This is a genomic window from Legionella saoudiensis (assembly GCF_001465875.1).
Taxonomy (GTDB): domain Bacteria; phylum Pseudomonadota; class Gammaproteobacteria; order Legionellales; family Legionellaceae; genus Legionella; species Legionella saoudiensis.
This window is the reverse complement of record NZ_LN901324.1, coordinates 1142707-1169408: the sequence shown is the minus strand read 5'-3', so window position 1 is coordinate 1169408 and position 26702 is coordinate 1142707. Positions and strand designations below refer to the sequence as shown.

Genomic DNA, 26702 nt, shown 5'->3' with positions numbered 1-26702 from the left:
TTATAACTCATAACAACCAAAGAGTAGCAACTGTCTTGAGCAGTTGCTACGTGTATCTAACAATCATTTCTGTGAGAGCCTCTTTGGGATAGAACTAATTCACCATGGGTTTTTCTCATCATTAAAAGTTCACAGTCATTTACGGATAAGGGACGACTAAAATAATAGCCTTGCACTGCATCAACTTGCAGGCTACGTAATAAATTCACTTGCGAAATATCTTCAACCCCCTCAGCAATCACCTGCAGCTGTAAACGGTGAGCTAATCCAATAATGGCTTCTAAAATAATCTTATCTTGTTTTTTTACCTGATTTTTCTTAATAAAAGAGCGGTCAATTTTTAATTTACTAAGGGGTAAACGTGACAAATAGGCCAAACAGGAATAGCCTGTGCCGAAGTCATCAATGACTAAATTAACGCCTAAATTTTTTAATGCCTTCATCACTTTTATAACGTTGGCTGATTCAATAAGAATGGATTCAGTTAACTCAAGCTCTAAATAGGCAGGTTCTAGCTGGGTTTCTGCTAAAATGTCAGCAATTAATTTACTAATAAATTGATTTTCAAATTGCAATGCAGAAATATTAACTGCTATAGGAACCCTCGGTAAATTTTTATTTCGCCAATGCTTAATTTGTTGGCAGGCTGTACGCAGAACCCATTCCCCTACGGGCAACATGAACGGTGTTTTTTCGAGTAATCGAATAAACTGCTTGGCTTCTAGCAATCCCTTAGTTGGATGCTGCCAACGCAGTAATACTTCAAGACTTATAATGCGTTTGCTTACTAAATCAAAGATTGGCTGATAAAATAAACAAAATTCTTGATTCGCTAATGCATTTTCGAACTCAGCTTCCAGATGGTGGTTTTGCTGAATGTATTGAGTTAATGCTACTGAATAAAACTGATACTGGTTTCTGCCCAATTCTTTAGCTCGATATAAAGCAGTATCCGCTTGCTTTAAAAGCCCCTGAATATCTGTAGCATCTTTTGGAAATAAACTGATGCCAGCGCTGGTTGAAATATGGATAGTATGACCTTGTATAGTAACAGGGGCAGCAAGTTGCCGATAAATTTTATCTATGATGGCCTTTACTTGCACGCTTTCATCAAGGCTATCCAGTAAAATTACAAACTCATCGCCTCCCAGACGTACAGGCAAATCCCCGGCACGTAGACACGTTTTAATTTGCTCTGAAAAATAGATAAGTAGCTTATCACCGACTTCATGACCCATAGTATCGTTAATAGTTTTAAAATAATCCAAATCCAGGAAAATTATGGCTAATTGCTTGGCTTCACGTGATAAACGCGAAGCGCTCTGCTGAAAAATTTGAAAGAGCAAATTACGATTGGCAAAACCTGTCAATGGATCATGGGTTGCTTGATAATAAAGGTAAGCATTTTCTAATGAAATGGCGGCCTGGGAAACCAAGATAGTAAGGTCCTGTAAGTGCTGAGCAGTAAAGCAATGCTTAAGCATATTATTTTCAAGATAAAGAATGCGTCTTAGTTGGCCTTGATAGAAGAAAGGAATTATTAGTATTGATTTCGATTTAGACTGCTGCAAATAAGGATCTAAAAATTGGATGTCGTTAACGACATCCTGTATTAGCACCGCTTCTTCGGTGCGTTGTACATAATTAATAACCGTGAGGGGTAAGTCGGTACGTGTCTCTACATTCTTTGCATCTACCAGCCAAATATGTTGTTGTTCTAAAGTACCCTCTGCTTCGATAAGCCAGGAATTGTCTTTCTTTATAATAAGTACACTGCGTTGTGCGCCAGCATTTTCCAGCACAATTTGCAGAAGTTTTTTTAATAGCTTATCAAACTGTATTTCACTGGCAATCGTTTGGGCTAATTTGAGAATTGCCATAAAATCTATGGATAGATCACTGCTTAAGGCTGATGTTTGGGTGTTAGTTATGGCCTTTTGCTGTAAGGAAGTTTTAGGATGCCCATAATCATAAAACGATTGGGGAGACTGTTGCTTTAGACGCTGGCAAAGTGCGAGTGCTCCCCAACGCTCGTACCCATAATGCGCCTCACGAAAATAGTGTTTTGCTATGTGCGGTTTATTTTCCTGTGAGTAAAAGCGAGCGGCACATTCATTTATAACGCCAGTAAGCTGAGGGGAATTATTATCTAATGCAAGTTGAGCCGCTTGATCGTACAAATCACCTGCCTTGCGATAATTTTCTTGGATAGCGAAGATTTCTGCACTGATCACTAAATAATAGGGCTCAAAATTGATAGCACACCATCCTGACCAACGCTTAAAAGCCTTTTGAATAGCGAGCAGCTTCTTTTTGTAACAATGCTGCTCATTGATGGTGGCTGTTTTGTAGCTCGCAGCTAAACTTAATGCATAATATAATTGTCCTTCCACATAGGTGATTGTTCCTATAGCCGACTTTGAAAATACCTCTGCCTCTAGACCCATTGCCACTGCTAAAGAAAATTTACCGGTCAAATAGGCGAGTTTTATAGCGCAAAAGTAAAAACAAGCCTGTTCATGTTGAGTTTGGCATTCAGAAACAGATTGAAAGGACTGTATTATTTCTTGATCAAAATTTTTATTTATTGGCGAATGCTGCAAGTTTATTATGGAATATTTCAACAAAATCCAGACCGGATAGAAATAGTCATCTGGGTCACGTTTCTTTAATACCTCCCTAATGGTGCTTGAAAGGCCAGATAGAGGGTAGCTTAAAGCATATTGATTTAAAAAATGACTTATAAAGCTATAATCTGCGGTCGTTAAATCCCCAGCCTGTTGCGCCAGTTGATAACTATGTAGGGTATAATTCAATGATTGGGAAAGTGGGTATTTCCAAAAATGGAGAAAATGTCCCATACAAAACTCCACTTTAGCTAATACCGAAGGATCGGGGTAATATTCAGCAAGCTGATAAGCAAGTGCAATATATTTAAAACTTGCGTCATGTCGTTTAAATACATGGAGTAATACAAATGCATAAGCTGCAAAACAATAGGAACTGTCAGGGGTGTATCCATAGCGTAAGGATAGTTTAACCGCATGAAATATGAGTAAAACAAATAATTCTTTGTTCGAAGTGATGTAGGTAGAAGCGTATAACTGGTTTAAGATTTTTTGCAACAAACTGTATTCATTACTAGCTCGCTGGGTTAAATCCAAATTAGTAAATTTGTTACCATACAATCGCCATTCGATAGATAAGTATGTGGTTAAAATATGATAAGGTTTAGGATATAAAGGGAGGTCAAGCCCAAATAGGCGTAATACCGCCAATCCCTGCTGCAGCGCATCGTCATAACGGTTCGCAAGGCTAAGCCGTATGATATCGAGCTGATAGACCAGGAGTTTATCAAACTTGGTTTTAGCTTGCTTAAAGAGCAGGTTTAAGTGCTGCTTAGCTAGCTGGTGCTCATCAGTTAATAATTCACTTTCAGCCAGGCCACAATATAAAGCAAAGGTTAGATCATAATGATTTTCCCAGGCATCTTGGGGTAATAGGGAAATAGCCATACTGAAATAATTTTTGGTAGCTTGGTATGCGCCAACAGCTTTTGCTTTTTTACCTACTTGCAAATTAAGTTCGGCGAGTTCCAATCTCTCTGCAGGCTTGGTTATTAATGACGAAGCTTCATTTAAATGGCGTACAATTTGGCTAAGATAGGTTTCATCATCCGAGTTCTTATCTGCGTTGGCTAGCAATAAACGGCCAATGTTTAAATGCAATTCACGTCGAAGTTCCGGCGCTATAAGCTGATAGGCTGCTTGCAAAATACGGTCATGTTTAAACTGAAAGATAATCAAATCTTCTGAATGTTGTGGAGAGGAGCCGTTACTTTCCAGCAAATCGATGGTCTTGTAATTGCCGCAGACTAACTGAATGAGGTTGGCATGCAAGGCTTCCTGCAATAAGCTCAGAGTGCGTGATACAGATTGTTGGCCGATAACCGATAAGGTGTGTAAATCAAACTGGATACCAATACAGGCGGCTAATTTAAGCTTATCTTGTGCTGGTGGTGATAGCTGCTGAATGTTATTAATGAGTAGATCGACGACATTTGCTGTCATATGCTGTTGTTCGATTTGCATAATATCCCATTGCCATTGGCCCTTTTCATAATCGAAGGTTAACAGATGATTATGATGCAGAGTCTTGAGAAACTCATGGATAAAAAAAGGATTTCCTTCCGTTTTTATCTGCAGGATTTCAGCCAAGGGTTTTGCCCGTGCAAGTCCGCAGCCCAGCGTATCAGCGATTAGTTGTTGCAGGTGAGAAAGGGTCAATGGTGATAATTTAATGGCATTTAGGACTATTCCATTAGCCGTTAGGGTTTTCTGGAACTCGATCAATGGATGGCCAAAATCCACCTCATTATCGCGATAAGTGCCAATCAACATAAAATAACTATTAGCTGTATCCCCTAATAAACGTTGAAGTAATTGTAAGGAGGCATTATCTGCCCATTGCAAATCATCTAAAAAAATAACTAATGGATGATCTGCCCTGCAAAACACCTTTATAAACTGCTGGAATTCAAACGCCAATTGGTTTTGAGCATCGCCAGGAGTACTTTCTAAAAGTGATTGCGGGCCAAGCAGCCGTTTAATCGAGGGAATTAAAGCAAGTAGTGCATGCCCTTGATTGCCAATAGATTGCTGTAAAACTTGTTTTAAATGTTTAAGTTTTTGCTCAGGCTCTGCTAATACTTGTTTAATCAGGCTTTGTAACGCATCAATAAGCGCACTATAAGGTTTGTTCTGCTGTAATTGCTCGTATTTACCTTGAATAAAATATCCTTTACGACAGGTCAGCGGTTTATATATTTCCTTAATTAGCGAGGTCTTACCAATTCCGGAATAGCCAGACACTAGAACCACTTCATTTTTCCCTTGGCTAACGCGCTCAAAAGCAGCAAGTAGCTCTGCAATTGGCTCTTCACGCCCATACAGTTTTTGTGTTTGCTGAAGTTGATTACTGATATCGATAGTACCTAAAGCAAATTCAGTGATGGCTTGCTTTGATTGCCATTGCCTGGCGCATTCGGCTAAGTCTGCTGCCAGACCTCGTGCGCTTGCATAACGTTCTTCTGGCATTTTAGCCATTAGTTTAATAATAATCTGGCTCAGCATCGTTGGAATATTGAGAGGAAGCGATGATAGAGGGACTGGCGTTTTCGCAAGATGACAATGCACCAACTCAAGAATATCCGTTGCATCAAAAGGTAAATGGCCTGCTAACATTTCATAAAAAGTGACTCCCAGAGCATAAAAATCGGTGCGATAGTCAATACTTCGGTTCATTCGCCCCGTTTGCTCAGGCGATATGTACGCCAGCGAACCCTCTAAGAGACGGAGGTTATTATAGCTTTGTGTTTCCTCAAGCAGCTGTGAAGAAATACTAAAATCGACCAGTTTGATTAACAGACTATGAGGCTCAATAATGATGTTAGCGGGTTTAATGTCTTTATGAATAATGTGTTGCTGATGTAGCTCCGCTAAGGCATAGACCAGCTGTAAGGCAATTTTGAAGAAAACATCCAGTTCCAATGGCTTTTCTTGTAAAAAATTCTTTAAGGTTTGCCCATTGATATCTTCTAAAACTAAAACAGTAAGGTGACCTTGCTGAATGAGTGCATAGGGCTTAATAATCCCTGGAATATTAAGTTGCTTAAGTAAAAAATATTCATGCTGTAAATCTGCAAGAATTTTAAGGGAAGGGTGCTCAGAGCATGGACATTTGAGCATAACGGGGAGATTATCAAGAAGCTGTAAACCGCGGTAAAGGACGGTGTTGGGGCTTTGATAAAGCGTTTCCAGTATTTTATAGCCTTTAATAATGCCCATACTATTTAAAATAGATTTTAATCATAGAGTTTTTAATGGCTTGGGTGGAACTGTGAGCCGGCAAACTCGATGAAGTGAATAAAAGAAGTTATATATTATCAAATAAAGTATAGTACTAAATGGGGTGAATTTCGTATTACCAGTGTTTCAAGTAACCCATCGCAGAAATAACTTTTACGCAGAATTTATATTTCTAACTTAGAGCCTGTATTTCTACCATAGAAGGGCTTTTGAGCCCTAAGCGACGTGCGGCCGCATAAGAAACATCGATAATTCGTTTATTATAGAAAGGGCCTCGATCATTAATGCGAACCACTACTGTTCGTCCATTAGTTAGATTCTTAACTCGTAATCGAGTATTAAATGGGAGCGTAGGATGCGCAGCGGTCATCGAATACATATTATAGCGTTCCCCATTGGATGTCTTATGATGATGTAGGCGATTACTATAAAACGAAGCTAATCCTCGTGCTTTGTACCCTTTGGCAGATCTAAGAGGAGTATATACCTTACCCTTAACCTTATAAGAAGCTACTCCATTTCCCTGATGGTTTGTTTTTACACAAGCAGTTAAACTCAATAATAATCCCGTAATGATAAAATATTGTATCATTTTAATAGCTAATCTCATGATTCTACTCAAATACCAAATAAGCCTGTAAACATAGCATACTGATTAAAATATGGCTACATATTTAATATAAGTTGACCACTTATCCTCAGATTCTTCTTAAATTGATTTTACTTTTAAATTGCGATCGGTTGGATTATATTGTTCTCTCATCGATTTTATTAGTGCCAATGATTTTCAGTACGTTAATTTAATTATGCAAGATCAGCCTAAAGATAACTTCACCGCACCCTCATTATGCAAGCCTAAGTCGAATAAAAAACGTTATCCTAAGGTCTTTGAGCAACTTTTTATTCCCCTTTAGGATAATGTGCCAAAGCCGGCTTTCTTAATAAAAAAGGCCTTCTAGCATCACATTTTCCTTCCTACAAATAAATCCATCTAGGTACAGTTAATTGGCCGATGCCCAAATAGTAATGCAACAAGATTAAAAATTAATTTAACTGATCATTATGTAGCCTAAAATAAACTCCGTTGTTTCGCCTTCACAATTAATATCTGTAGAAGCAAAATGTGATTTATATTTGGTGGGGCTCCAGCATCGATATAAGGCTACCGTGTTTGGAAGGTTTTCTTTATACAGCCAGCCCAAAGTTCGAAGACGAGTATAACCAGAATTAGAACAGGTACCATCGATTGTAATCACATGATCCGTGCCTCCAGTCCAATTACTAATACACTCTTCAATTGCGACAGTCTCGGGTGCTTGTTTACCAGTAAGTTTTCTCGTCATTAAATAGCCCAAGGCATTCACATATTTATACAAACCTGGAGTAGCTGCTGTAGTTGTCCAAAAGTCATTGCTTATAGGATTTATCCATCGACTTAATTCAACCCCAACTTGTGGAATAGACCCATCATTAATTTTAGTGTCTACACTAATAGAAACAGCTCGCTTCACCAGATAACGGGAGCCAAAATTCGTCATCGGCTCTAAATACATATAACTCATTAGGAACTGCCCATTATTCCAAACACGCCCGCCTTGTTTCCCTGTAGCGGCAAGATAGGCGAATAGCTCTGTGGAGCTGTTGGTGCGATTCCAACTTGAATTGTCACTCACAAGCATAGGATCAAGTAACGGAGTAAAATTAATATAATCCTGAGAAAATGAAGCCCTTACTCCTTCACTCCCATTAGGTAAGGATAAAAGCATTATATAATTTTTCTCCCTCCATACCGAAGCGGATCCAAACGCATTAAGAGCCGTAGCATTTCCCCCTAGACCAGGTGAATTCCACGCTCCATTATAATATTTATACCATGGGCCTTCGGGATTACTTTTTAAAGCTCGAGCTACAATAGTACGATAGTCGCTATTGCGTAATAGATACAAATAATTATAACCATCTGTACCTGAAATAACGTTTCCATCACCTTCACCGGTTATTTTTCCGAGTGTAGGTTGATCCATGCCAGTAATAATTTGTCCTGTCAAATTCCATGTTTTACCATTATCATTTGATTCAACTAAATTCATGGACTTATGGGTCCCGGAATTTGTACATGCTGTTTCGGCATGTGCATAACCTAATAAATGATGTTTATTATTAGGATCTATTTGCACATCGTTAATCCATAATCCACAGTCTGCGTATCCATTTGGAACCGGCCCAATGACTGAAGTTAAATTACTTTTTTGACAAAAGGGATCGCTTCCTGTCATTTTGTAACTATATGAATTTGCGGTAAAACATAAAAACGAGTTATCACTGAGCTTAATAGAATTAAATAAATTATCAATCATATTTGGAGCAGGGCCTAATGTGATAAAAGGTGCCCCCACTCTAATCTTCAGAGAGTTAACATCAGAATTAATATCAGCTAATGCGGAGGTTGATAAACATATAAGCATTATAATTTTTTTCATTTGTTAACCTTTAAATATTGGCCTGCAGACTTAACGTACTGTTTTTACTAAGAACTTTATGAACTATTTACAGGGAACGAAAGGGGTTTCGTCTAAATCAAGGGTTTTATAGGTGGAGCTAATCCCTTTTTTCTTAGCGTCAGAACAGTTAATGTGTTTCTTTTTGTACTCCACATTAAGCACGGCTTTCCCTGCTTTATAGAAAGGGGCTAAAGAGGAGCATTCGTCATATTGGTAGCATTGTTCGTTAATAGCCAGGTCGAAGCTTTCTTCCAGTTGATTGGTTTGAGCTACATCATTTTTCAATGCTGCAGCTAAATTGTATTTATGAGCTAAATTAGCAAGCGCTATATTGTAATTAATTTGGTCTTGAGCTGAGATGTTAAAGCCAGTTTTGTTGGTGTATCCATCAACATTATCAAACTCTACAGCATCAAATCCTTTACTTTGACACATAGCCACGCGAGCTTCCATGATAGGTAAAAGAGTAGATAGTTGGCGGACATCTAGCCATTTTTCACCTTTCCATCCATCTACATTTTTACCCTGTACTGAAGATGGGAATTTGTTGTAATCAGAGCGCCAATTTTCAGAAGTTCCTGCACTGATATAGCAAATGACTTTAGCACCAGCAGAATGGATGATATCAACCACGTTTGCAGTATTATCAAAACCGTCAATATCATAGACTTGAGCTATAGGTGATGTTTTAAGTTGAGGTGTTTCAGCAAGAACATAATTCCAAGTTGCTCCTGCTGGAATTACAGAATTAAAGGAATTGTCTGCGTGTGTGTAGGTAGTATATCCAGCTAATAAAAAAATTGCATATATCGAATGAAGTTTAGCATTCATAGGGCTCTCCTTGAGTTATCCTCTCCGGTAAGATTAATTCAAAAAAATCGATTGCTTAAATCGGCTTTAAAAAATAGCATTGAATCTTAATCAAAGCAAAAAATAATTTAACTCTTGTTGACGAAAAGGGCGTGCTTACAATTGATGAGCATCACTCTCTGTGTCTGAAGATGCTTCAATAGTTCTTTTTTTAGGTGGCCCCGAGATTGAACATAAAGTGTTTTATAAATAGATTCATGAGAAATATTCATAGCAGTATCATTCGGATAGGTACGTTTAAGATAACCAGATATTTGTTCCGGTGAACACTTGTTTGAATGTTTATCTGCAATTATATCATTCCATGGGATATTGATTTGAAGCTTGGATTTCTTAGGACGTTTTGCTCTTATCCACGTTTGTTTATCCGCTAATATAGCTCGATATTTTAAAATCCCTCCATTACGGCCAATTTATCGAGATATAGTGGACGGTTAGCGATTTAATGTTTTTGCAATATTCCTGATAGATAAATTTGCCGATAAACCTCGAGATATTTCCTCACGTTCAGACAAAGTTAATGCTCGTTTGGAGCGAATAGATTTAGCAGGTTTTATACCTCCATATTTTTGTAGAAAACAAAAAAATTGATCCTGCATGCTTGTTAAGCTGTCTTCCGATTTTACTAGGAGACTTTCCTTGAGACCATAATGACCAAATCGCGCTTTGCTGGTACTCTGTAAAACTCCGTTTTGATACCGTATATATCATCGCCACTCCTAAAAAGTTAACTATAACAAATTAGGTGTTGCAATGAACGGTTGAATCTGCCGCCGCCTTTTTTAAAATTTCCTTTTCCATTTTCAGGCGTTTATTTTCTTCCTGCAGGCGACGTATCTCTAATTGTTCTGCTGTTAACTTGCCATTTCCTCGAAATGCTTGCCCATCTTGTTCTTTGTGTTCCTTTATCCAGCGACTTAGTAGCGCTTGAGCAATACCTAAGTTATTTGCTGCTTCTGTTACTCCATAACCTTGTTCTAATTGCATCCATTTTAAATTCTTTCGGGTATTTCTTTCTTATCGTCATTACTTTCTCCAGTTAAGTCCATTATCTCTTAACTGGAGTGGTCAAATCTATTAAACCACGTCAGTACTTTCAGGAGAGTAATAAGACTTAGGCACCAATCTATCCATGACTAGGAGTTCAAGTACCTCATCTGCTGGGCATTTCTCTTTTTCTCTCTTTGCAAGGCACCCAAAATTAAGGCAAGGGTAAGATTAATTCAGTGAATTTGAATTATTCTTACCTGGTCTAAATCAGTTTGTGAAAATAATTATCTTTACAGTTTTCCAAAACATTCTCTGTGTCATTAGATTTGGTAGAGGAGCCCAGTAATCGATTTTGCTGTACAAAAAAAGTAGTTTGGGCTGACAACGAAGGTACACTGTGTTTGCCAATATTAAATTGTCGTGCAAAATTCACTCGGGTCACCGGATGACAAGATTCCACCACTTCATAATTTACATCGACTAATGCAAAATTTTCAAAAATTGGAAAATATCTACCAATAAGCTCCCTTATTTCTGTAGATAATCTTGATAAAGCCGTACTTTCTAAATACAACACATTGGTATTTGCGAAAAAATCAGCAACTTCGTTTAATGGGCGATACATAAAAAAATATTTCTGAAATGGATTAAAATAATCTGGTTTTTCAATGGCAATCTCCGCGTTTTTCACAAAGCGGAAGTACATAAATGGTTTTCTTAGGTTGATAAACTTAGTAATTTCATGACTAGAGGGTTTATCCTGCATGTCTTGACAAGAAATTTTCTTTTCTCTCAGTAAGCTTATAACTTCAGAATCGGAAACAAGAATGTCAGTAAAACTCGAGAATGGCATAGATAAAACATCCCTCATTGTTATTAAACCCTCATCTAATGCTTTAAAAGGATTGCCGCAAAATAAATTTCTTAGGTTTAATGCCTCATTCGTCCTATCAAACTCGACGTCTTCGCGTAAAAATTGCCAATCATGACTGATTAACAAATGCATATCTAATAAACCTTTTTCCAATGCCAACATACCATTGTTGCCACTAAAAATAACCTGCAAAACGGGAGTTGGAATTCTCTGGATTTCTTGCAAGGAAATCCAGTTACTCTTTAGAGCCTGAAGCACATTATTCTCGGCAAAAAGATATAACTGGCTTTTAGGAAGTCTCAGAACCTCTGACGTGGGCACTTTCACGCCAAACTCTTTTATCTTTCTTATGAAATGTATCCTGATTTCTAATGAAGGCTCTTTTTGATGCTTCAGGAAATCCAACACCTCCTCTAAATTAACTACTCCATCTCTTAATGCTTGTAATGTGGTGATTTTCCAGAAACGTAAATCTAAAGAAATGTCCTGGTATTCAGAAAACTCCTCGCTACATATCTTATAATATAAATTATATATTTCGTCGTCATTTTCCAAACTCCTCATTTGAATGGTTAATTCATGGAGCCTCTTAGATTGAGTAATAGAGCGCATAGCGAAAGGCGCTGAATTCAATTCTTTTTGAAGGCTTTTTGCTGCCAAAGCAAGCGATAAATTGTCTCTATTGCTAAGGAAGCTAAATATAGTCTGCAATACATTAGATGAAGAAAATTCACAGGTTAACATATACTTCCTGGAAAATTTGGTGTGCCAGATTATATCGCAAAGATATATAATCAACCAATTGGATTAAATAATAACCTTTTCCTTTTAAAGAAGCATTTAGATATAGAACTAGCCATCGATAATACTATTGTTATATCCTAATGATTATATTGTAATATTTTTCTACCATCATAATAAGGATTGTTATGTTTTTTAAATTAAATATTCTGACGGCCTGTCTTTTTACTACCATGAGCAGCTCTATTTTTGCAGGAACTATGGGGAGTGATACGGTCAAACACTCTTTTTATTTGGGTGTAGAAGGTGGTGGTTCTGTATCGACAGAAGCACATCTTGAGCCTGTTGTCGTGATTAATGTAACAAGCTTCCATCCCCTCCCCAATGCAACATTTAATCGTGATATTGGTACTGCTGGCTTCGTAGGGGCTTTTGTTGGCTATGATTGGAATCAAAATGTAAGTTTACAATTTGGTTATGCTTATCGTAGTGGTTATTCATGGCGCATAGATGGAAATAGTGGCGCTGATTTTTCAAACGACCCCTTTGAAACTTACGAGGCCAGAGGGATAAAAATCCAAACTTATTTGGTAGATTTAATTTTAAAACCCACTGTAGATTGGGGTGGATTTGTACCTTTTGTCAAAGGAGGTATTGGCGTATCGAGTAATAAAATTGGCAGCTTTGCAGATTTTGATGTTCCGACCTATGTAAATCCAGTCCAAAGTTTTAACACCGTGGTAGATGGACATACCTCTACTAATTTCGCTTGGGATGCTGGTTTAGGAGCGGATTACTTTTTTAATAAAAATTTTAGTTTGGGCTTTTCCTATCGCTTTGTAGGTGCCGGGCCTTTGCAAACTGGTACGCATTACAGAGACACGGTATTAAATGATTCAGGCACCGTACAGCCAGTGAGATCAAAAAATATTAACTTAAATGAGTTTTCTGCCAGCATTACCTATCATTTTAATTAATTGGGTTAATCTAAGCCGTCCCCTGGAGCTATATGGTGCTGCAGGGGTGGCATTGGAAAATTTGGAATGCTCGCAAAATTAGGCTACGTTTCCGAGCATCGCTATGAATATGTCGCATCGATATATAATCAAGCATTAATTGTATAATGGAGTGAGCTATCTCCTTCTCAGAAGAAGGATTTTATAAAAACTTGGCTGAAGGCCTAATTGGTTAATTTATTTCTAACCTTAAAACCTATGAGGAATTTTATGAGGAATTATTAAAGCCTAAAGAACTAATAGTAAACTTTCTGAGTCATTTATAGCGTCATTCTTTGGATTGAGGAGCAATATTAAAAAAAGAATAAGGGACTTACATATAGGCCTGCAATTTAATCGCTTCTTTATGTCAGCATCAATGTTTAAGTAAACTTAAAAAACCATGCTATTTATAGGATTTTCTTTTACTAATTTACGAGGGGTTTCTTCCTCTTTTTCCTCAGCAGATGCTTCTACCTCCTGATTTAGTCTTTTAGTAGATACCTGATTATTTGTTTGTTTATTTAAGGTGAGGTTCTTTGCGCGACCACCATAAAGACTCTTCTTTAAGTGGTGCCACAACTTCTACATTTATAAGGATGTTTTGTACCTCTGCTAAAGTTGGACGAGCTTCTAGGTTCTCATGTAAATAACGTATCTTTTTCCAAGAATGAGGGCAATGGTCAGGAATACGATGAATGTTGCGGGAGGAATGGTTTTTGCTTGTGCTGTTTTGTCACGAATTAGATAAAAATCAAATTTCTCTCTACCTTTGCAATAAATATGGTGCCATCTGGATAAAACCTCTTCTTGCTTGCATCAGCAAAAGTTAAGTTGACGGTTATACAATAATATGGCATTATTTGGTACTTTATGACTTTTAATTATTCATCCATGTCTTAGTGGGACTTGGCTTTCCTATTTTCGACAAGAATGAATTTGGCGTTTTTTACAACTATTAGTCATACATGTAACGTAAACTCTCTGATATGTCCAAGACAAACGCCTATATCAACTCTGTTTAAGAAAATTAAATGACAAATAATCAAAAAGCTCAAATGGCAACAAAAAATATCACTGATCTCCCTATGCCCATGTTGTTTGATGTACTCAGCTTTCTAAAGATGGAAGATATTCTAGCTTTATCTGTAGTGGATAGAAGGTTTCATAACATTTTAAAAAACGAAAATTTCTGGGAAAATAAGCTCCATCAGCATTTTCCTTTTCATCCTCGACAGGAAAACCAAAACAGTTATGAAGCTTTTTTACAATCTTACAGAGAAAATTATGCGCATCTCTCTACAGAGCACCGTATTTTGTTTTCTAGAATTAAAGCAAGAGACCCTTCATTTGTCGACGAGCTTACTGCAGCCGATTTAAGATTAACAGATGCAAGAGGCCGCTCTTCGTTATCCTGGTTAGTGGAGGGAGATCTTGATGATAACTTACGGCACAAGTTGTTTGAGAAAAAAGAACTATACAGAGCATTAGGTTACTCAGAGGAACAATGGCTTATTATTTGTTCCCCCCTTAGTTTAATTAAAGATCATTTAGACAAGTCACAATCTTTTAATTATAAAAAAGCTCTCGAGGTTGCCGCCACATTTAAGCGTTGGGATGTATGTCAAGAGTTACTTGCACGCACTAATGGGGAAGTAGAGGCTTCTGTATTTAATAGACTTTTCAAGAGGCTACAGCATTTTCCTCTTGAAAGCGCTCCTTTACCTGCATTAATCACAGCGGTTTTAAAAAGAAATATACACGAGATTCAAAAAATTTGTGGCCAGAGAGAGCATTTGAAAGCCGCTGCAGAAGATATGGACATTGCTTTATTAGAAGCAATCGCCAGGGGTGAAATCGAGATTGTTGCTTATTTTTGTGATATGTTATCAAAAACTAGCGAAATTATGAATCCAGGCCTGAAGCAAGCTGGAAGGTATGGCCATTTAAATGTAGTACAGTTTTTAATGGATAAATTTCAATTTAGCTCAGAAATTATTGACGAGCTCTATGTGGACGCTGCTTTTTATGGACATGTACATATTATGTGCTTTCTAGAAAAACGAAAAGAGCTCACACAAAAGACAGCGCAGAGAGCATTAATGAGAGCCGTTGAATCTGAGCGCTTACATGTACTTCGCTATATGAAGGAGAAACACATCGATTTTGATGCTGATCCACACCTACTACCCACTGCTGCCCAAACTGGTAATTTATCGATCATTCAATTTATTATAGAAAATATTGAAGTAACTCCCGAAATACTGGGAGAAGCGTTGGAAGAAGCAGCTTGTTATGCTGGTTTACCGGTAGTTGAGTTTTTTTGCAAAATGAATGTTGCGGAAAAGTATATAGATAGAGCGTTAAAAAATACTTGTGAGTCGTATCAAAACCCAGAGGAAGCACAATCTATTTTAGAGTTCTTCTGCAAAATGAGCACAGCCAATAGACCTACCAAAATGGCATTTGAAGAACTTTTAAGTAATCTGTTGCGGAAGGGGGATTATAATCTTCCATGGTTGAAAATTAAAACTATTTGCGAGATTTCTCATCAGAACCAACCCTCTTCCGAGCTATTAATAGAAGTTTTAGAAAAAGCAATCACTCCGCGCAATCAGAATCTAGAAATCCTTCATATTCTATGCAATTCCAATTATAATAATCGTATACCTACCGAAAAAATAAAGTTGATGCGGCAGAATGGTTTGGTAAATAGAGACGCAGATGCGCTATTAAGGTATGAAAAACTTAGTAATTTACATGATAAAATTCGTTCTTTCTTGGATTATGGCAATGAGTTAGTAAAGGCGGGCGCACCAGAAGGAGCTTATGTTCTTCAACAGGCGGAAAAACTAAAGGCATTAACCACATCATTTTCCGAGTATTATTTTAAGCATGAAGGGATATCCTCATTAAGTGCTATTAAAGCGGATTTTAAAGCTACGCTTAAAGAAAGTTACGAAAATATGGGAAATCATCGAGCACAGTGGAAGCCTATTTTAGCTAATATTGTTATGGCTGCCACCGGATTAGGGCTGTTAGTTATATTGACTAATCTATTAGAGACGGGGAGTCTTCTTTTTATGGAAACCAGTCGTCAAAGAAAACTACAGGCAATAGACGCTGCCTTAGAAAGCCCATTTTGCGGCTTCCCAGTAATAGGCGACTCCATGAGCTTTTATTGACCTGGTGAACCAACGATAAGTTTAATAGGCCCGTCACGAACTTTTGCCAGCTATTCTCAATTAGTTCTGCAGAGGGCTCCGTTGCAAATAAGTTTAATGGTTCAGCAATATAATCCAAATTGTTCATTAATAAATGAGATTTCAGTACGGGTACCATACATCCAGATATTAAACTGTCCTTTTTAAACATACGCATGATTTCAAAGCCTCTGATGGTTGCAGGCGGTTTTTATTGATTGAAATCCCCTGACGGGATTGATGAGGCGTTTGAGCTTACCATGATCAGCTTCGAGCCGATTATTGCGGTATTTTATCTGTAGATGGCTGACGCCTGAGGCCAGACTTCCTTCCTGCTTTAGTTCTTTAATGGCCTGACCATAGGCTGGATTTTTGTCAGTATTGATGACACGGACATCACAGGTGGGATTAGACTTGATGAGCTTCTTCAAGAAGCGTTTGGCGGCCTTTACATTCCTGCGATGAGAAAGGTAAGAATCTATGGTATTGCCCCGTTCATCGATTGCACGATACAGGTATTTCCATTCGCCTTTTATCTTGATATAGGTTTCTTATGCCAGTCAAGACGCTTCTTTAACTCAGGGGCATAATGCTGAACCCAGCGATACAGGGTTGTATGGTCTATTTCAAGGCCACGCTCCGCCATCATTTCCTCAAGGTCACGATAGCTGATTCCATATTTACAATACCAGCGAACACATTGTAGGATTACTTCACCATGAAAGTGACGCCACTTAAAGGCTGCTGGTTTCGTTGAGCGCATCTGGGATCCCGTTTAATAGTTTTACCTGCAAGTATAAACTATCATTCGTTTTTGCAACGGAGCCCAAAAAACTATTAATGACGATAGCTAGAGAGCCTTTATATAACCTAGAAAAGGGTAGGTTAAAATGTGCTAATCAGACTTTAAATTTAAGTCTAAATAGTCCTCAATATGCTCATTTATAATAAATAGAATAAAGAAGGCCAGATCTACTGTTTATAGTTATTTTATTTGTATTATAGCAAACCATTTTGCATTAAAGATGTTGAACCCCAATTATAAGCTCAAAGAATCTTGTTGCAGCGACAAATTATTGAAATACAACTCCTGATTAGAGGCAGTATTAGTTTAGCGAGCAAGGTCATTGCATAGGGATTCTAATTGTTCGGAATTCTCAACCAAATTTTATTTAATACATTGATATTAAGGTAATTCCTACTATCATAAAAAATCCGCCTATAACTCTACCCGTGTTTAGTTCATGGGGTTGCATGCCAAACAAACCAAATTTATCTATAAGTAAAGACATAATTATATTAGCGGTTATGGTTAATCCAGCAAATGTACCTGCTCCTATCTTATGAACATAAAGCAACCCACCTATGACAGCAAAAGCTCCAGCTACTCCTCCGAGGGGAGCCCACCATGGCATCGTCTTTATATCATTTAAATTAGGTAATGGTAGAGGGGAGCATAGAAATAAACAAAAAAGTAGGCAAATAATCGGTAAAAATGAAACTAAACTAGCAAGCCAAGGATTTACTAATGCCTTATTTAGTGCACCGTTCATAGGGGGCCCCCATGCTTGAAGAGCCCCAGCGATAATTACAAAGGTTATAACCCAAATAGAATCTGCTTGTTGCATTACTCATCCTTATGATGCCAATATCGGTTAAATTATTTTTGCGGGCATATCAAGCTCATAATGGCAATAAGATAATTCGTCGTCAAGCCGTTCTGTTATTTTAAGAAAACCAGGGAATCTATCTGGTGCCTGCCTGGGCGTCGTTAACTTAACTTACGGTAACGTAAGTTAAGAGTTTTTGCCAAATTGTAGACGCAAAGAATTTGAATGGTGGCGAATTCTAAATTACTTTGCGTCTAAATTTGATGAGGTGGCGTTCTTTGGTTGCAAAGCTAGTTTGGCAGCGCCATTTTGATACCAATTAACAGGAAGGTACTGACCAATACCCAGAGGAAGAATTTTCTAATTCACGCATTATTTCGGGATCGGTTACTATTTCACTGTGGGTTCCTGATTCAATATGAGAGAGTGATTCTTTGCTGTCGACCCTTCTTTTTTTATTTTTAGCAGGGACCGTGGTGGGGGGATTTCCTTTAAAGCAAGAAAAAAATCTTTTCACAATACTCTCTCAAATGTTCTTTTAATAATTAAATCGAATTATATTCAACCACTAAATTGGAATCAAGAGAAATGTAATAATTTTGAGAGACACCGCCAACTTAAAATTATTTTTTTCAGGTAAATTGTTAAAATTTTAAATTACGTCTTGCAAAACCGGTGAGATCCATACATGGGAGTGAAAACTTGATTGTACTCTAAAGCAAAGAGCATTCCTTTAATTCAGTTCTTAATAAATATAAAACGCACTAAAAATGTTTTGTGCCTATTTTATATTTCTAATATTTGTTGTTTGTTCACACAGAGACCATAATACAGTTAACAGTTCCTACAATGGTAATATTGTACGTCAAAGATTTTCTGGCTCCTTAGGTTTCAATTTTTGTATTTCCATTAATGCAAATTTTTTTAATTTCCATAGAATATATCAATGAATTGGTGTACGCTCTTAAGCCTTTAAATTTATAAGGGAATTTATTTTTATAGGAAACCGTCTTTTCCTTCTTTAATACTTGAATTGTCAACGAGCATTGCTGCTCGAAGTGCCTTAGGAGGCACGATGGAGCCTATAGAACCGCTGTATCCTGGGGTAGTACTTTTTTAGCATGCAACCCATTTAGGAGAGTGTGGAAAAGGAGTGTTGGTCGGGATACAGGCAAATGCATTGATATTTAATCTCACTTACCTAGAATAAGGATATCAACATGAAGTGGACTCGTTTAGTGAAGCAAATAGGCATTAACCTTAGCATTTTTTATACTTTTGTAGCGTATGCTGGAACTCCTTTATGGACTATAACACCTGTCCCAGGATTTCCACCCAAAATCCAGATAAGGACAACAGATACTGCACAAGTGAAGTATATAGTGACTAATCAATCACGAAAGCCGCATGCTCTACAGATAAAACCTATACAGGGTATTATTGCCTCAGGGTGCTCTTTTCCTTTAAGTGCCTATCAATCCTGTACTTTGACATTAGATGTAAATATGGGATTAACTAGAAATATTAAGGGTGGCCCTATACTGTGTTCTCAGGGAAATTCTAACCAATGTTATCAGCCAAATCCGAGCGATATTTTAGATATAAAAATACTCTTACCTGCTGAAGTAAGTGTAAGAGCATTCTATGGGAGTGTTTTTTTTGCTCAACCAGAAGTGGTCTTAAACCCTTACTTCGGTGACTTACTAAAGTACGAAGTCATTTTCCCTTCAGAGTCTCATTGGGCTTCTCAGAAAGGAGTCGTGGATGTAAATGGCCAATTCATCATTATTGAAGGAAAAATTATAAGGAACCCAGCAGAGATTACCTTACTGTTAAGCAGTTCGACAAGAATTCCAATAACTCCTCCTTATCAGCCATTTACGTCTCCTGGCTCCTCTAACGATATCGCTAATCTATTAGCCTATCAAACAGCAGACAAACAAATAGTCTTTATTGATCAATTCCAACGCTATGCCGTAGTTGGAGGTCAAACTATTCAGGTAACACCACCACCATCCTCGCAAGCGTGGACTTTTCTAGACTATATTAGCAATTTGCCTGAAAATAGTTACGGAAATAACAGCCAGGTTCCTTCTAATATTTCCTATGAAGTAGTGCGTTCCTTAGCGTCCTTTGTTCAAGGAAACCCGAGTGCTCCAAAGACAATTTATGTTTTTGGTGAACCAAACTGCTCTATTTGTCATGAGTTTTACGAGAGCATGCAGCCTTATGTCATTAATGGACAAGTATCAATTCATTGGATTTTAGTTAGCTTCTTACAACCTTCATCCCAAGGAAAAGTTTGGTCTATTCTTGATGGGAGAGTCCCATCTGGGTCTGGTTATCCTGCTACAGCTGCGGGTGCTTTTGCTTATAATGAAGATAATTTTAATACAGTTAATGAAAGCGGAGGTATTCCACCATCTACTAATCCGTCAAATTATGCAATTCGCTCATTAAATGAGAATGAGCAGGCTTTTATCCGATATACAGGCATTATTGGAACGCCGACAATTATTTATATTAGTACTCAAGGGCAGACTACAGTAATGATTGGAACACCTCAAGATTATACAACTTTTGTTAATGACATAAGAGGATAATTGAAAAAGCCCGTTTTAAAATGGGCTTTTTTAACTTAACATATCAATGAAACCCAAAAAGCTATACCTAACTAAACCAGCTCAACAACGAAGAAGTCGATTTCAATCGGCTATAGAAATTTCAAATGCCGCTGTATTGAACTGCTTGCAGCCTAAAATTCGATAAAAATTTTTTTCTTACTTTGTAAAAGTTATCTTAATGGTTATAAAACCAGGCATTATGATCAATAATTGGTCTATAATATCTGGATACGCTTTGTCAGGATAAGTATTATGCTAGTAAGTGAATATAAAATTAGTAGAGAATTAACAAAACAAGAAAAAAGATACGGCTTTTTGATTATTGTTGTTCCCTTTGTTATAACTTTATACAGTATATTTTCAGGAGCTCTTTTTCATATCCGCTTATTTACCTTAATGTTACTTGTTACTTGTTATTGTGCTACGGTTATTGGCGTAACAGTAGGTTACCATAGGTTACTCACTCATCGTTCTTTTAAAGCAAACCGCATACCCAAAATAATCTTAGTATGCTTAGGTTGTATGTCTTACGAAGGCCCTCCGTTGTTTTGGGTTGCTGTGCACCGTCGACATCATAAATACACCGAACAAGAAGCCGATCCTCATTCTCCTCTTATAAATGGAAAATTTTCTTGGCGTGGCGTTGTGCATGCGCACATGAGTTGGATGATAAATCATCAATTAGAAGATTGGAATTTTTATGTACGGGATCTTATTAAAGATAAAGACATCAGGATCATTAATCGCTATTACAATATCATAGCCTTAAGTGGTTTATTAATTCCTGGCATTATAAATGGCTTGTTTTATCTAAGCTGGTATCATTTTTTTGAAGGAGTTATTGTCTGTGGTTTTGTACGTGTTTTTTTACAACAGCACGTCACTTGGGCTATAAATTCGGTTTGCCATGTCTGGGGTAAACAGGATTTTGCAGGAAACGATAATAGCAGGAATAATTGGTTGTTCGCCATCTTAGCTCTGGGCGAAGGTTGGCACAATGGGCACCATGCGTTCCCTTTTTCCGCGAAACATGGATTGAAAAAAGGACAAATCGATTTTTCATTTATGGTTATCAAAGCGCTTGCACGCTTAAAGATGGTTTCGAAAATTAGAGAACCAACCTCAGAACAAATTAACGAAAAGTTAATCAAACGTTCTACATAACTGGCTTAGCGCTCCGTAATAGATATAATGGCAGCCAATACCCTCCGTCAAGAGTTTATGGATATCCTGAAAAAAAGAAATGATTCAGCGTCAAGTATGATATGATTGGAGCTCTAGGACCTAAATATTCCCAAGGTGTTAATCTTTTAGCGAATCGAGCGGTGTCTCGTCGTTATATTCCTTATCCAGTTTTCTGTCAGCCCTCTGACTTCTTGTAGATATTTTTAAACGCATGCATATCGAATATCTCTGTGCGTAGGTTCTATTGAATCGCTCACATATTCATCAAAAAATTCCAAAACCCATGAAGAGGTTTAAGGCTTCACCATATGCGTCGAAAAGGACAGCATCTAAAGGCAGGAAACCAGTCCCTCTTCGAACAGTTTTATAGACTTGCGGCATAAGTTCGTCCAGCGTTTGACTGTCTTTGTTTGGTAAATTTACTGCGGCAAAACGCGACGATGGTCCCAGATTATACTATATTTCATTCATTCAGTGTAATTTGTTAAACATAGATAATAAAAGGTCATATTATGAAAAAGCTTAATAAAATTTTAGGATCTAATTTTATAGATGCTATTTCCAATGGAATGAATGAAAACAGTAGCTACCCTAGTGCGAGTATTCAAAAGCCCGGAGGTTATTTCTGTATCACTGTGGAAGCTGGTAAAGAAGAAAATGAAGAATTTGACCAAATTATGAAGATTTTTCCTGAGTTATGTGCACAGTATGGGATCCCACTATTGTCCAAACATAATGAATATATTAGTAAAAGAGTGCCACCAGGTGCTACCGACCTAATTAAATATGAGTTTTTTATTAGTCCAAGTGATCTTGATAGAATTTTGATGAATGAAAGTGAATTTTATCGAGGGTATCGTTCTAATGGGTCAATTTTACGTTTAGCTTATCCTTTGCAAGAGGCTTTTAAAATAGACACTATCTGTTTATTTCCTGTATTGGAAATGGATTCAAATCAAATAATGTTGCGTGTAGCGGGTTGCAATGCTAGTGAAACCATAACTACTCAATTAGCTTATTATTTTACTAAGTATCTTTCTCTTGAAGTGGGCTCGGCTGAACTCTATGGCCATCATATAGCTCCTATTGTAGAGAACAAAATAGGGCTCTATGCTAGCGATTTTTTAGAGATAGCTCTTGAAACTATAGGGATAAAAGCTCAATTGAATCATCAATCTGAAGAGGGATTTACTGTACTTTCCTTAGAGGGGGAAGCCCGTGAATTCCTTGTTGAGATAGATTCCGAAGCCAGAACTATTTATCGTCTATTAGGTGTAGTAACTCCTGATGAACTACCTAATCTAAAATCGATAGAAGTTCCCATTACTAAATATCTTCAGGCTTTATTTAGTAAACTTTCTACTAAATGCACGTCTATGGGAGAGGAGTTAATGGAGATGGGGCATAATATTAAAACGCTACAACAGGAAATAGAGACTTTATCAAAAGAAGGTGAGGTAACTGAGGACATCAAGAAAAAAACAAGTGAATTAAGTCTGATTACACTATCCTATAAATCAGCTCATGAGCGAATTGGCCGGTATTATAAAGGCGCGGAAACCATTCTAGAAATACTAAATCACATTTATAGTGAGAAAATAGCAAAGCAAGCTGAGAGTCAAGCAAAAGTATTTACATCGTTACCGTTAGCCCCCACATTTTATCAAGCCGCAGAAGAGAAAGACTTAAAGGATGGAGGCTCTCCTGAGATAAGTCCGGGAAAGGCCTAGCGCTCGTTATTGAGTATTTTATGCTCGACTAATGCGCGCGGAATCCAGGAAGCCAGGAAGCCAGTTAAATACACCAATGACAAAAGGTTTTGTTTCCCTCTGGTAAGTTTGATGAGTGTACCAATGCAATGATCTGCTCAACCTCTTCCTAGGATTTTTCAATGACAATCGGTAGTTCTTTTGCTGGTGTGATTTAGCAATCCTGCTCCTCTTAAGGGCAGCAAGGTTAGCTAGCAGGTGTAATCACCTTAGCGGCAAAAAGACCATATGATTCTGGTGGAACCAGTATTAACTTTTTTAAACCGCTCTCAATAAATTTGCTTGTGAAAAAGGGCTTGTTTTAGAGTGGTTTTTAAATTACCACACTTGTAAATTTGCACTTACTTCCCTAGGTATACAATTAAATTGATATCATCCATTCAGTTTTGATTTAAGCCATATTGTATTCAAAGCTTTCATATAAGATATTGATTTCATTGGCGTCCCGGAGAGGATTTGAACCTCCGACCTGCCCCTTAGGAGGGGGATTTAATAAATGTCTCAGTATATTACTATGTATGTCCATGTAAGCTAAGCCCTTTAAAATAAAGGGATCCATAAAAATTTAATTGCATAGGGATACATTATTGTACGTGTTTTTTTAAATAAATTGCACCCTATATGCACCCTGGTTTAAAAAGAGTATACTCTTTTAAGTTTTATAGGAAACAGAAAGTAATAACAAAATAATAACCTATGGATAGAGAGCTGTATATGAATGAACTATCAAGCCAACACCTTCCGGAATATCAAAATTTCCTTGAACAAGTAACTAATGAAATTCGCCAAACACGTATCCGCGCGGCTAAATCAGTAAATAAAGAAGCAATTTCTCTTTATTGGTGGCTTGGAGAGCATATTGTGAGACACCAAAATGAGCATTCTTGGGGAAAGTCTTTTGTAGAGAAATTATCTACAGATTTGCGGAAGATTTTTCCAGATGCAAAATTTGGTTTTTCGCCAAGAAATCTATGGGATATGCGACGTTTTTATTTAGAGTACAAAGATCATTCAAATCTGCGACAGCTTGTCGCAGAAATTCCATGGGGGCAAAACCTGCTCATTATGAATAAGGTAAAAGATAATGATGAGCGGCAATATTATCTTAAATCAACTAAAGAACAAGCATGGACGCGTGATACATTAAGTGCACAAATTAACTCTAACGCTTATCAGCGTCATCGATTGGCTGATAAAACTCATAATTTTGATGTGACCTTACCTAAAGATCTAGCCGAGCAAGCAGACCAATCAATGAAAGATGTTTATATGTTCGATATGCTAGGTATTACAAAGCCAGTGATTGAAACCGAGATTGAACATCGGATGGTAGAGAAGATTAAAGATGTTATTTTAGAGCTTGGGTATGGGTTTAGTTTTATTGGTAATCAATATCGCATTGTTACGCCTGATTCAGAATATTTTATCGATTTATTATTTTATCACCGCAAGCTTCAAGCTCTGGTTGCATTAGAACTTAAACGTTCTAAATTCAAGCCGGAATATGCTGGTAAAATGAATTTTTACCTTAATCTTTTGGATGATTTTGTTAAAGAGCCACATGAAAATCCATCAATTGGTATTATTTTATGTGGTGAGCATAGCAAGTTTGATGTGGAGTATGCATTAAGAGGCATTGATAAGCCTGTTGGAGTAGCGGGGTATCAGTTGACAAAGGACGTACCTGAAAAATTAAAAGATGCATTACCAAATGCAGAGCAATTAGAAGAAAAAATTATGTTTGAATTGGGGCTTGATAATGAAAGCCAAAATTAATAATACACTAATAAAGAAGCTGGTTCCGGCAGAGAAAGAGTACGAAGTTCACGATACTGATTTGAAAGGGTTTGTCGTAAGAGTGTTTCCTTCTGGAACGATGCGTTATGTATGCCAATACCAAAGAGGAAAGAAAATAAATATAGGGACTGTTGGCGTTCTTACTCCAGCGCAAGCACGTGAAAAAGCAGTTGAAATATTAAATAATTTTAATAAAGGCATTGATCCAAAGGCTAAAAGAGGAGGGAATAAGCCTCAAACCTTACAAGAGTTTTTGGAAAATGAATATAAGCCTTGGGTTTTAACTCATCATAAAAGAGGAGATAAAACGATGGCTATAATGATTCGATGTTTTAATAAACTCTTTTCAAAACCACTTACGGAAATTACCCCAGCTGTTATAGAGCAGTGGCGTATTAAACGATTAAATGAAGGTATTTCTCATGCGACTCTTAATCGAGATCTTGGTGTACTGAAAGCACTTATGATAAAAGCTACTGATTGGGGATTTATAAAAGAAAGTCCTTTAAAAAATTTAAAATTGTTCAAGGTGGATCGCACCCCTAAAGTAAGGTATTTATCTATAGAAGAAGAGACACGTTTGCGCCAGGTATTGTTAGAACGAGAAAATCAATTAAAACATCAAAGAAAAAATGGTAATCAGTGGAGAGAAAATCGCGGTTACTCCTTATTACCCGAGTTTACCGACGATGAGTTTTGTGATTATTTAATGCCAATGGTATTGCTATCTATTAACACAGGTTTACGCCAGGGAGAACTATTTAATTTGAATTGGGAGATGGTGGATCTATCTGAAGGGTCGATTGTTATATCGGGGGATATCACAAAAAATAGTAATTCTCGTTATATTCCCTTAAATGATGAAGCTATGAATATTATGAAACAACTTTATACGAAAAGTACTCTTAAAGCAGAATTAGTTTTCCCTAGTAAAAATAACCAACCTTTTAATAACGTTAAAAAGTCCTGGTCTTCAATTTTAAAAAAAGCTCAAATAACCCAATTTCGATGGCATGACTTACGACATCATTTTGCTAGCAAGTTAGTGATGGCTGGGGTTGACCTAAATACGGTTAGGGAACTTTTGGGGCACTCTGATATACAAATGACGCTTAGATATGCACATTTGGCTCCAGAGCACAAAATTAACGCAGTGAAGAAAATTGATTGGTCATTTCAAAAAAATACATAAATGTAACCACTAGCTATTAGCTATCGTAATTTTTATATGTAACTTTACTATTTAATTACTCGCTTAAGCAGGAGCTAAACAGGGAAAATGTAAATGAAGTCCTATTTTTTATAGATTGATGATTCGATGGTATTTCTATAAAATCCCTCTCCCTCTTTAATGGAAATTATTTTAAGCGAGAACAAAAATGGAAATCACGAGTGTAAAATTCGAGGATAAAATTATTATTACTAAAAGTAATCAACATATTGTACTTACCCCATTTATAACTAATGAGCAGGGCAATATTAAGTTTGGTATCACTGCCCCCAAAGGGATAGTTATTGATCGCGAAGAGATTTATCTTTTAAAACAACAAAAACGTCACCAAGATGGACTCTCCGAAGAATAGTGATGTTTCAGTGATAGTCTAATCGTATCTTTACCATAATCTAGCGTTACTAGAAATTTTTTTATATATCAAGTAAATGCTGAATGATTTTTC

16 protein-coding genes and 2 pseudogenes are annotated in these 26702 nt (G+C 37.1%); 8 read left to right on the top strand and 10 right to left on the bottom strand.

The annotated features are described in order from the left end of the window. Window positions 1-56: 56 nt before the first annotated feature. The 7 genes and pseudogenes from BN3124_RS14010 to BN3124_RS13980 all read right to left on the bottom strand — a co-directional run bounded on the left by BN3124_RS14010 (window position 57) and on the right by BN3124_RS13980 (window position 11846). Window positions 57-5846 carry an EAL domain-containing protein gene (locus BN3124_RS14010; protein WP_058535394.1) on the bottom strand — a complete coding sequence of 1930 codons (5790 nt, stop codon included), beginning with the start codon at window positions 5844-5846 and terminating at the stop codon, window positions 57-59. Between the two features lie 193 nt (window positions 5847-6039). Then, a complete protein-coding gene (locus tag BN3124_RS14005) occupies window positions 6040-6477 on the bottom strand; it encodes a septal ring lytic transglycosylase RlpA family protein (RefSeq protein ID WP_058535393.1) in 438 nt (145 codons plus the stop codon). Window positions 6478-6916: 439 nt separating this feature from the next. Continuing rightward, on the bottom strand, window positions 6917-8347 hold the full coding sequence (locus BN3124_RS14000; protein ID WP_058535392.1) for a hypothetical protein: 1431 nt from the start codon (window positions 8345-8347) through the stop codon (window positions 6917-6919). Between the two features lie 63 nt (window positions 8348-8410). Then, window positions 8411-9199 carry an endo alpha-1,4 polygalactosaminidase gene (locus tag BN3124_RS13995; RefSeq protein WP_058535391.1) on the bottom strand — a complete coding sequence of 263 codons (789 nt, stop codon included), beginning with the start codon at window positions 9197-9199 and terminating at the stop codon, window positions 8411-8413. Window positions 9200-9672: 473 nt separating this feature from the next. Next, entirely contained in the window at window positions 9673-9837 is a 165-nt protein-coding gene (locus BN3124_RS17585; protein ID WP_078061570.1) for a helix-turn-helix domain-containing protein, read from the bottom strand. A 175-nt stretch (window positions 9838-10012) separates the two neighbouring features. After that, a pseudogene (locus BN3124_RS13985) lies at window positions 10013-10265 on the bottom strand (transposase); the annotation flags it as partial. A 225-nt stretch (window positions 10266-10490) separates the two neighbouring features. Continuing rightward, window positions 10491-11846, bottom strand: a complete 1356-nt coding sequence (locus tag BN3124_RS13980; RefSeq protein ID WP_058535390.1) for a hypothetical protein — start codon at window positions 11844-11846, stop codon at window positions 10491-10493. 185 nt (window positions 11847-12031) lie between these two features. On the opposite strand from BN3124_RS13980, the gene BN3124_RS13975 reads away from it, so the two are divergent. Beyond that, the gene (locus BN3124_RS13975; RefSeq protein ID WP_058535389.1) at window positions 12032-12820 is read left to right on the top strand and encodes an outer membrane protein; all 789 of its coding nucleotides are present in this window, start codon (window positions 12032-12034) and stop codon (window positions 12818-12820) included. Between the two features lie 1052 nt (window positions 12821-13872). Continuing rightward, entirely contained in the window at window positions 13873-16023 is a 2151-nt protein-coding gene (locus tag BN3124_RS13965) for an F-box protein (protein ID WP_058535387.1), read from the top strand. A 101-nt stretch (window positions 16024-16124) separates the two neighbouring features. Here BN3124_RS13965 and BN3124_RS13960 read toward each other — a convergent pair. The 3 genes and pseudogenes from BN3124_RS13960 to BN3124_RS17025 all read right to left on the bottom strand — a co-directional run bounded on the left by BN3124_RS13960 (window position 16125) and on the right by BN3124_RS17025 (window position 18168). Beyond that, window positions 16125-16804, bottom strand: a pseudogene (locus BN3124_RS13960) (IS6 family transposase). Between the two features lie 409 nt (window positions 16805-17213). Next, complete coding sequence (locus tag BN3124_RS13955) at window positions 17214-17669, bottom strand: DMT family transporter (RefSeq protein WP_058535386.1); 456 nt, start codon at window positions 17667-17669, stop codon at window positions 17214-17216. Window positions 17670-17970: 301 nt separating this feature from the next. Next, a complete protein-coding gene (locus tag BN3124_RS17025; RefSeq protein WP_149865276.1) occupies window positions 17971-18168 on the bottom strand; it encodes a hypothetical protein in 198 nt (65 codons plus the stop codon). Between the two features lie 703 nt (window positions 18169-18871). On the opposite strand from BN3124_RS17025, the gene BN3124_RS13950 reads away from it, so the two are divergent. From BN3124_RS13950 to BN3124_RS13925, 6 genes are all read left to right on the top strand, one after another. Beyond that, a complete protein-coding gene (locus BN3124_RS13950; RefSeq protein WP_058535385.1) occupies window positions 18872-20254 on the top strand; it encodes a thioredoxin fold domain-containing protein in 1383 nt (460 codons plus the stop codon). Window positions 20255-20527: 273 nt separating this feature from the next. Continuing rightward, a complete protein-coding gene (locus tag BN3124_RS13945; RefSeq protein WP_058535384.1) occupies window positions 20528-21439 on the top strand; it encodes an acyl-CoA desaturase in 912 nt (303 codons plus the stop codon). A gap of 533 nt (window positions 21440-21972) precedes the next feature. Then, the gene (locus tag BN3124_RS13940) at window positions 21973-23190 is read left to right on the top strand and encodes a hypothetical protein (protein WP_058535383.1); all 1218 of its coding nucleotides are present in this window, start codon (window positions 21973-21975) and stop codon (window positions 23188-23190) included. Between the two features lie 753 nt (window positions 23191-23943). After that, window positions 23944-25005 carry a PDDEXK nuclease domain-containing protein gene (locus tag BN3124_RS13935; RefSeq protein WP_058535382.1) on the top strand — a complete coding sequence of 354 codons (1062 nt, stop codon included), beginning with the start codon at window positions 23944-23946 and terminating at the stop codon, window positions 25003-25005. Beyond that, on the top strand, window positions 24989-26218 hold the full coding sequence (locus BN3124_RS13930) for a site-specific integrase (protein WP_058535381.1): 1230 nt from the start codon (window positions 24989-24991) through the stop codon (window positions 26216-26218). The genes BN3124_RS13935 and BN3124_RS13930 overlap by 17 nt, the downstream gene beginning before the upstream one ends. A gap of 187 nt (window positions 26219-26405) precedes the next feature. After that, entirely contained in the window at window positions 26406-26609 is a 204-nt protein-coding gene (locus tag BN3124_RS13925; protein ID WP_058535380.1) for a carbon storage regulator, read from the top strand. The last annotated feature ends 93 nt before the right edge of the window (window positions 26610-26702 follow it).

What these genes read in the sequence shown, in the direction of transcription:
- BN3124_RS13925 (WP_058535380.1), top strand. Translation starts at nt 26,406, where the DNA reads ATGGAAATCACGAGTGTAAAATTCGAGGATAAAATTATTATTACTAAA.
- BN3124_RS13955 (WP_058535386.1), bottom strand. Translation starts at nt 17,669, where the DNA reads ATGCAACAAGCAGATTCTATTTGGGTTATAACCTTTGTAATTATCGCT.
- BN3124_RS13950 (WP_058535385.1), top strand. Translation starts at nt 18,872, where the DNA reads ATGAAGTGGACTCGTTTAGTGAAGCAAATAGGCATTAACCTTAGCATT.
- BN3124_RS14000 (WP_058535392.1), bottom strand. Translation starts at nt 8,347, where the DNA reads ATGAAAAAAATTATAATGCTTATATGTTTATCAACCTCCGCATTAGCT.
- BN3124_RS13980 (WP_058535390.1), bottom strand. Translation starts at nt 11,846, where the DNA reads ATGTTAACCTGTGAATTTTCTTCATCTAATGTATTGCAGACTATATTT.
- BN3124_RS13935 (WP_058535382.1), top strand. Translation starts at nt 23,944, where the DNA reads ATGAATGAACTATCAAGCCAACACCTTCCGGAATATCAAAATTTCCTT.
- BN3124_RS13965 (WP_058535387.1), top strand. Translation starts at nt 13,873, where the DNA reads ATGACAAATAATCAAAAAGCTCAAATGGCAACAAAAAATATCACTGAT.
- BN3124_RS13975 (WP_058535389.1), top strand. Translation starts at nt 12,032, where the DNA reads ATGTTTTTTAAATTAAATATTCTGACGGCCTGTCTTTTTACTACCATG.
- BN3124_RS13995 (WP_058535391.1), bottom strand. Translation starts at nt 9,199, where the DNA reads ATGAATGCTAAACTTCATTCGATATATGCAATTTTTTTATTAGCTGGA.
- BN3124_RS14010 (WP_058535394.1), bottom strand. Translation starts at nt 5,846, where the DNA reads ATGGGCATTATTAAAGGCTATAAAATACTGGAAACGCTTTATCAAAGC.
- BN3124_RS14005 (WP_058535393.1), bottom strand. Translation starts at nt 6,477, where the DNA reads ATGAGATTAGCTATTAAAATGATACAATATTTTATCATTACGGGATTA.
- BN3124_RS13930 (WP_058535381.1), top strand. Translation starts at nt 24,989, where the DNA reads ATGAAAGCCAAAATTAATAATACACTAATAAAGAAGCTGGTTCCGGCA.
- BN3124_RS13940 (WP_058535383.1), top strand. Translation starts at nt 21,973, where the DNA reads ATGAAAAAGCTTAATAAAATTTTAGGATCTAATTTTATAGATGCTATT.
- BN3124_RS13945 (WP_058535384.1), top strand. Translation starts at nt 20,528, where the DNA reads ATGCTAGTAAGTGAATATAAAATTAGTAGAGAATTAACAAAACAAGAA.
- BN3124_RS17585 (WP_078061570.1), bottom strand. Translation starts at nt 9,837, where the DNA reads ATGCAGGATCAATTTTTTTGTTTTCTACAAAAATATGGAGGTATAAAA.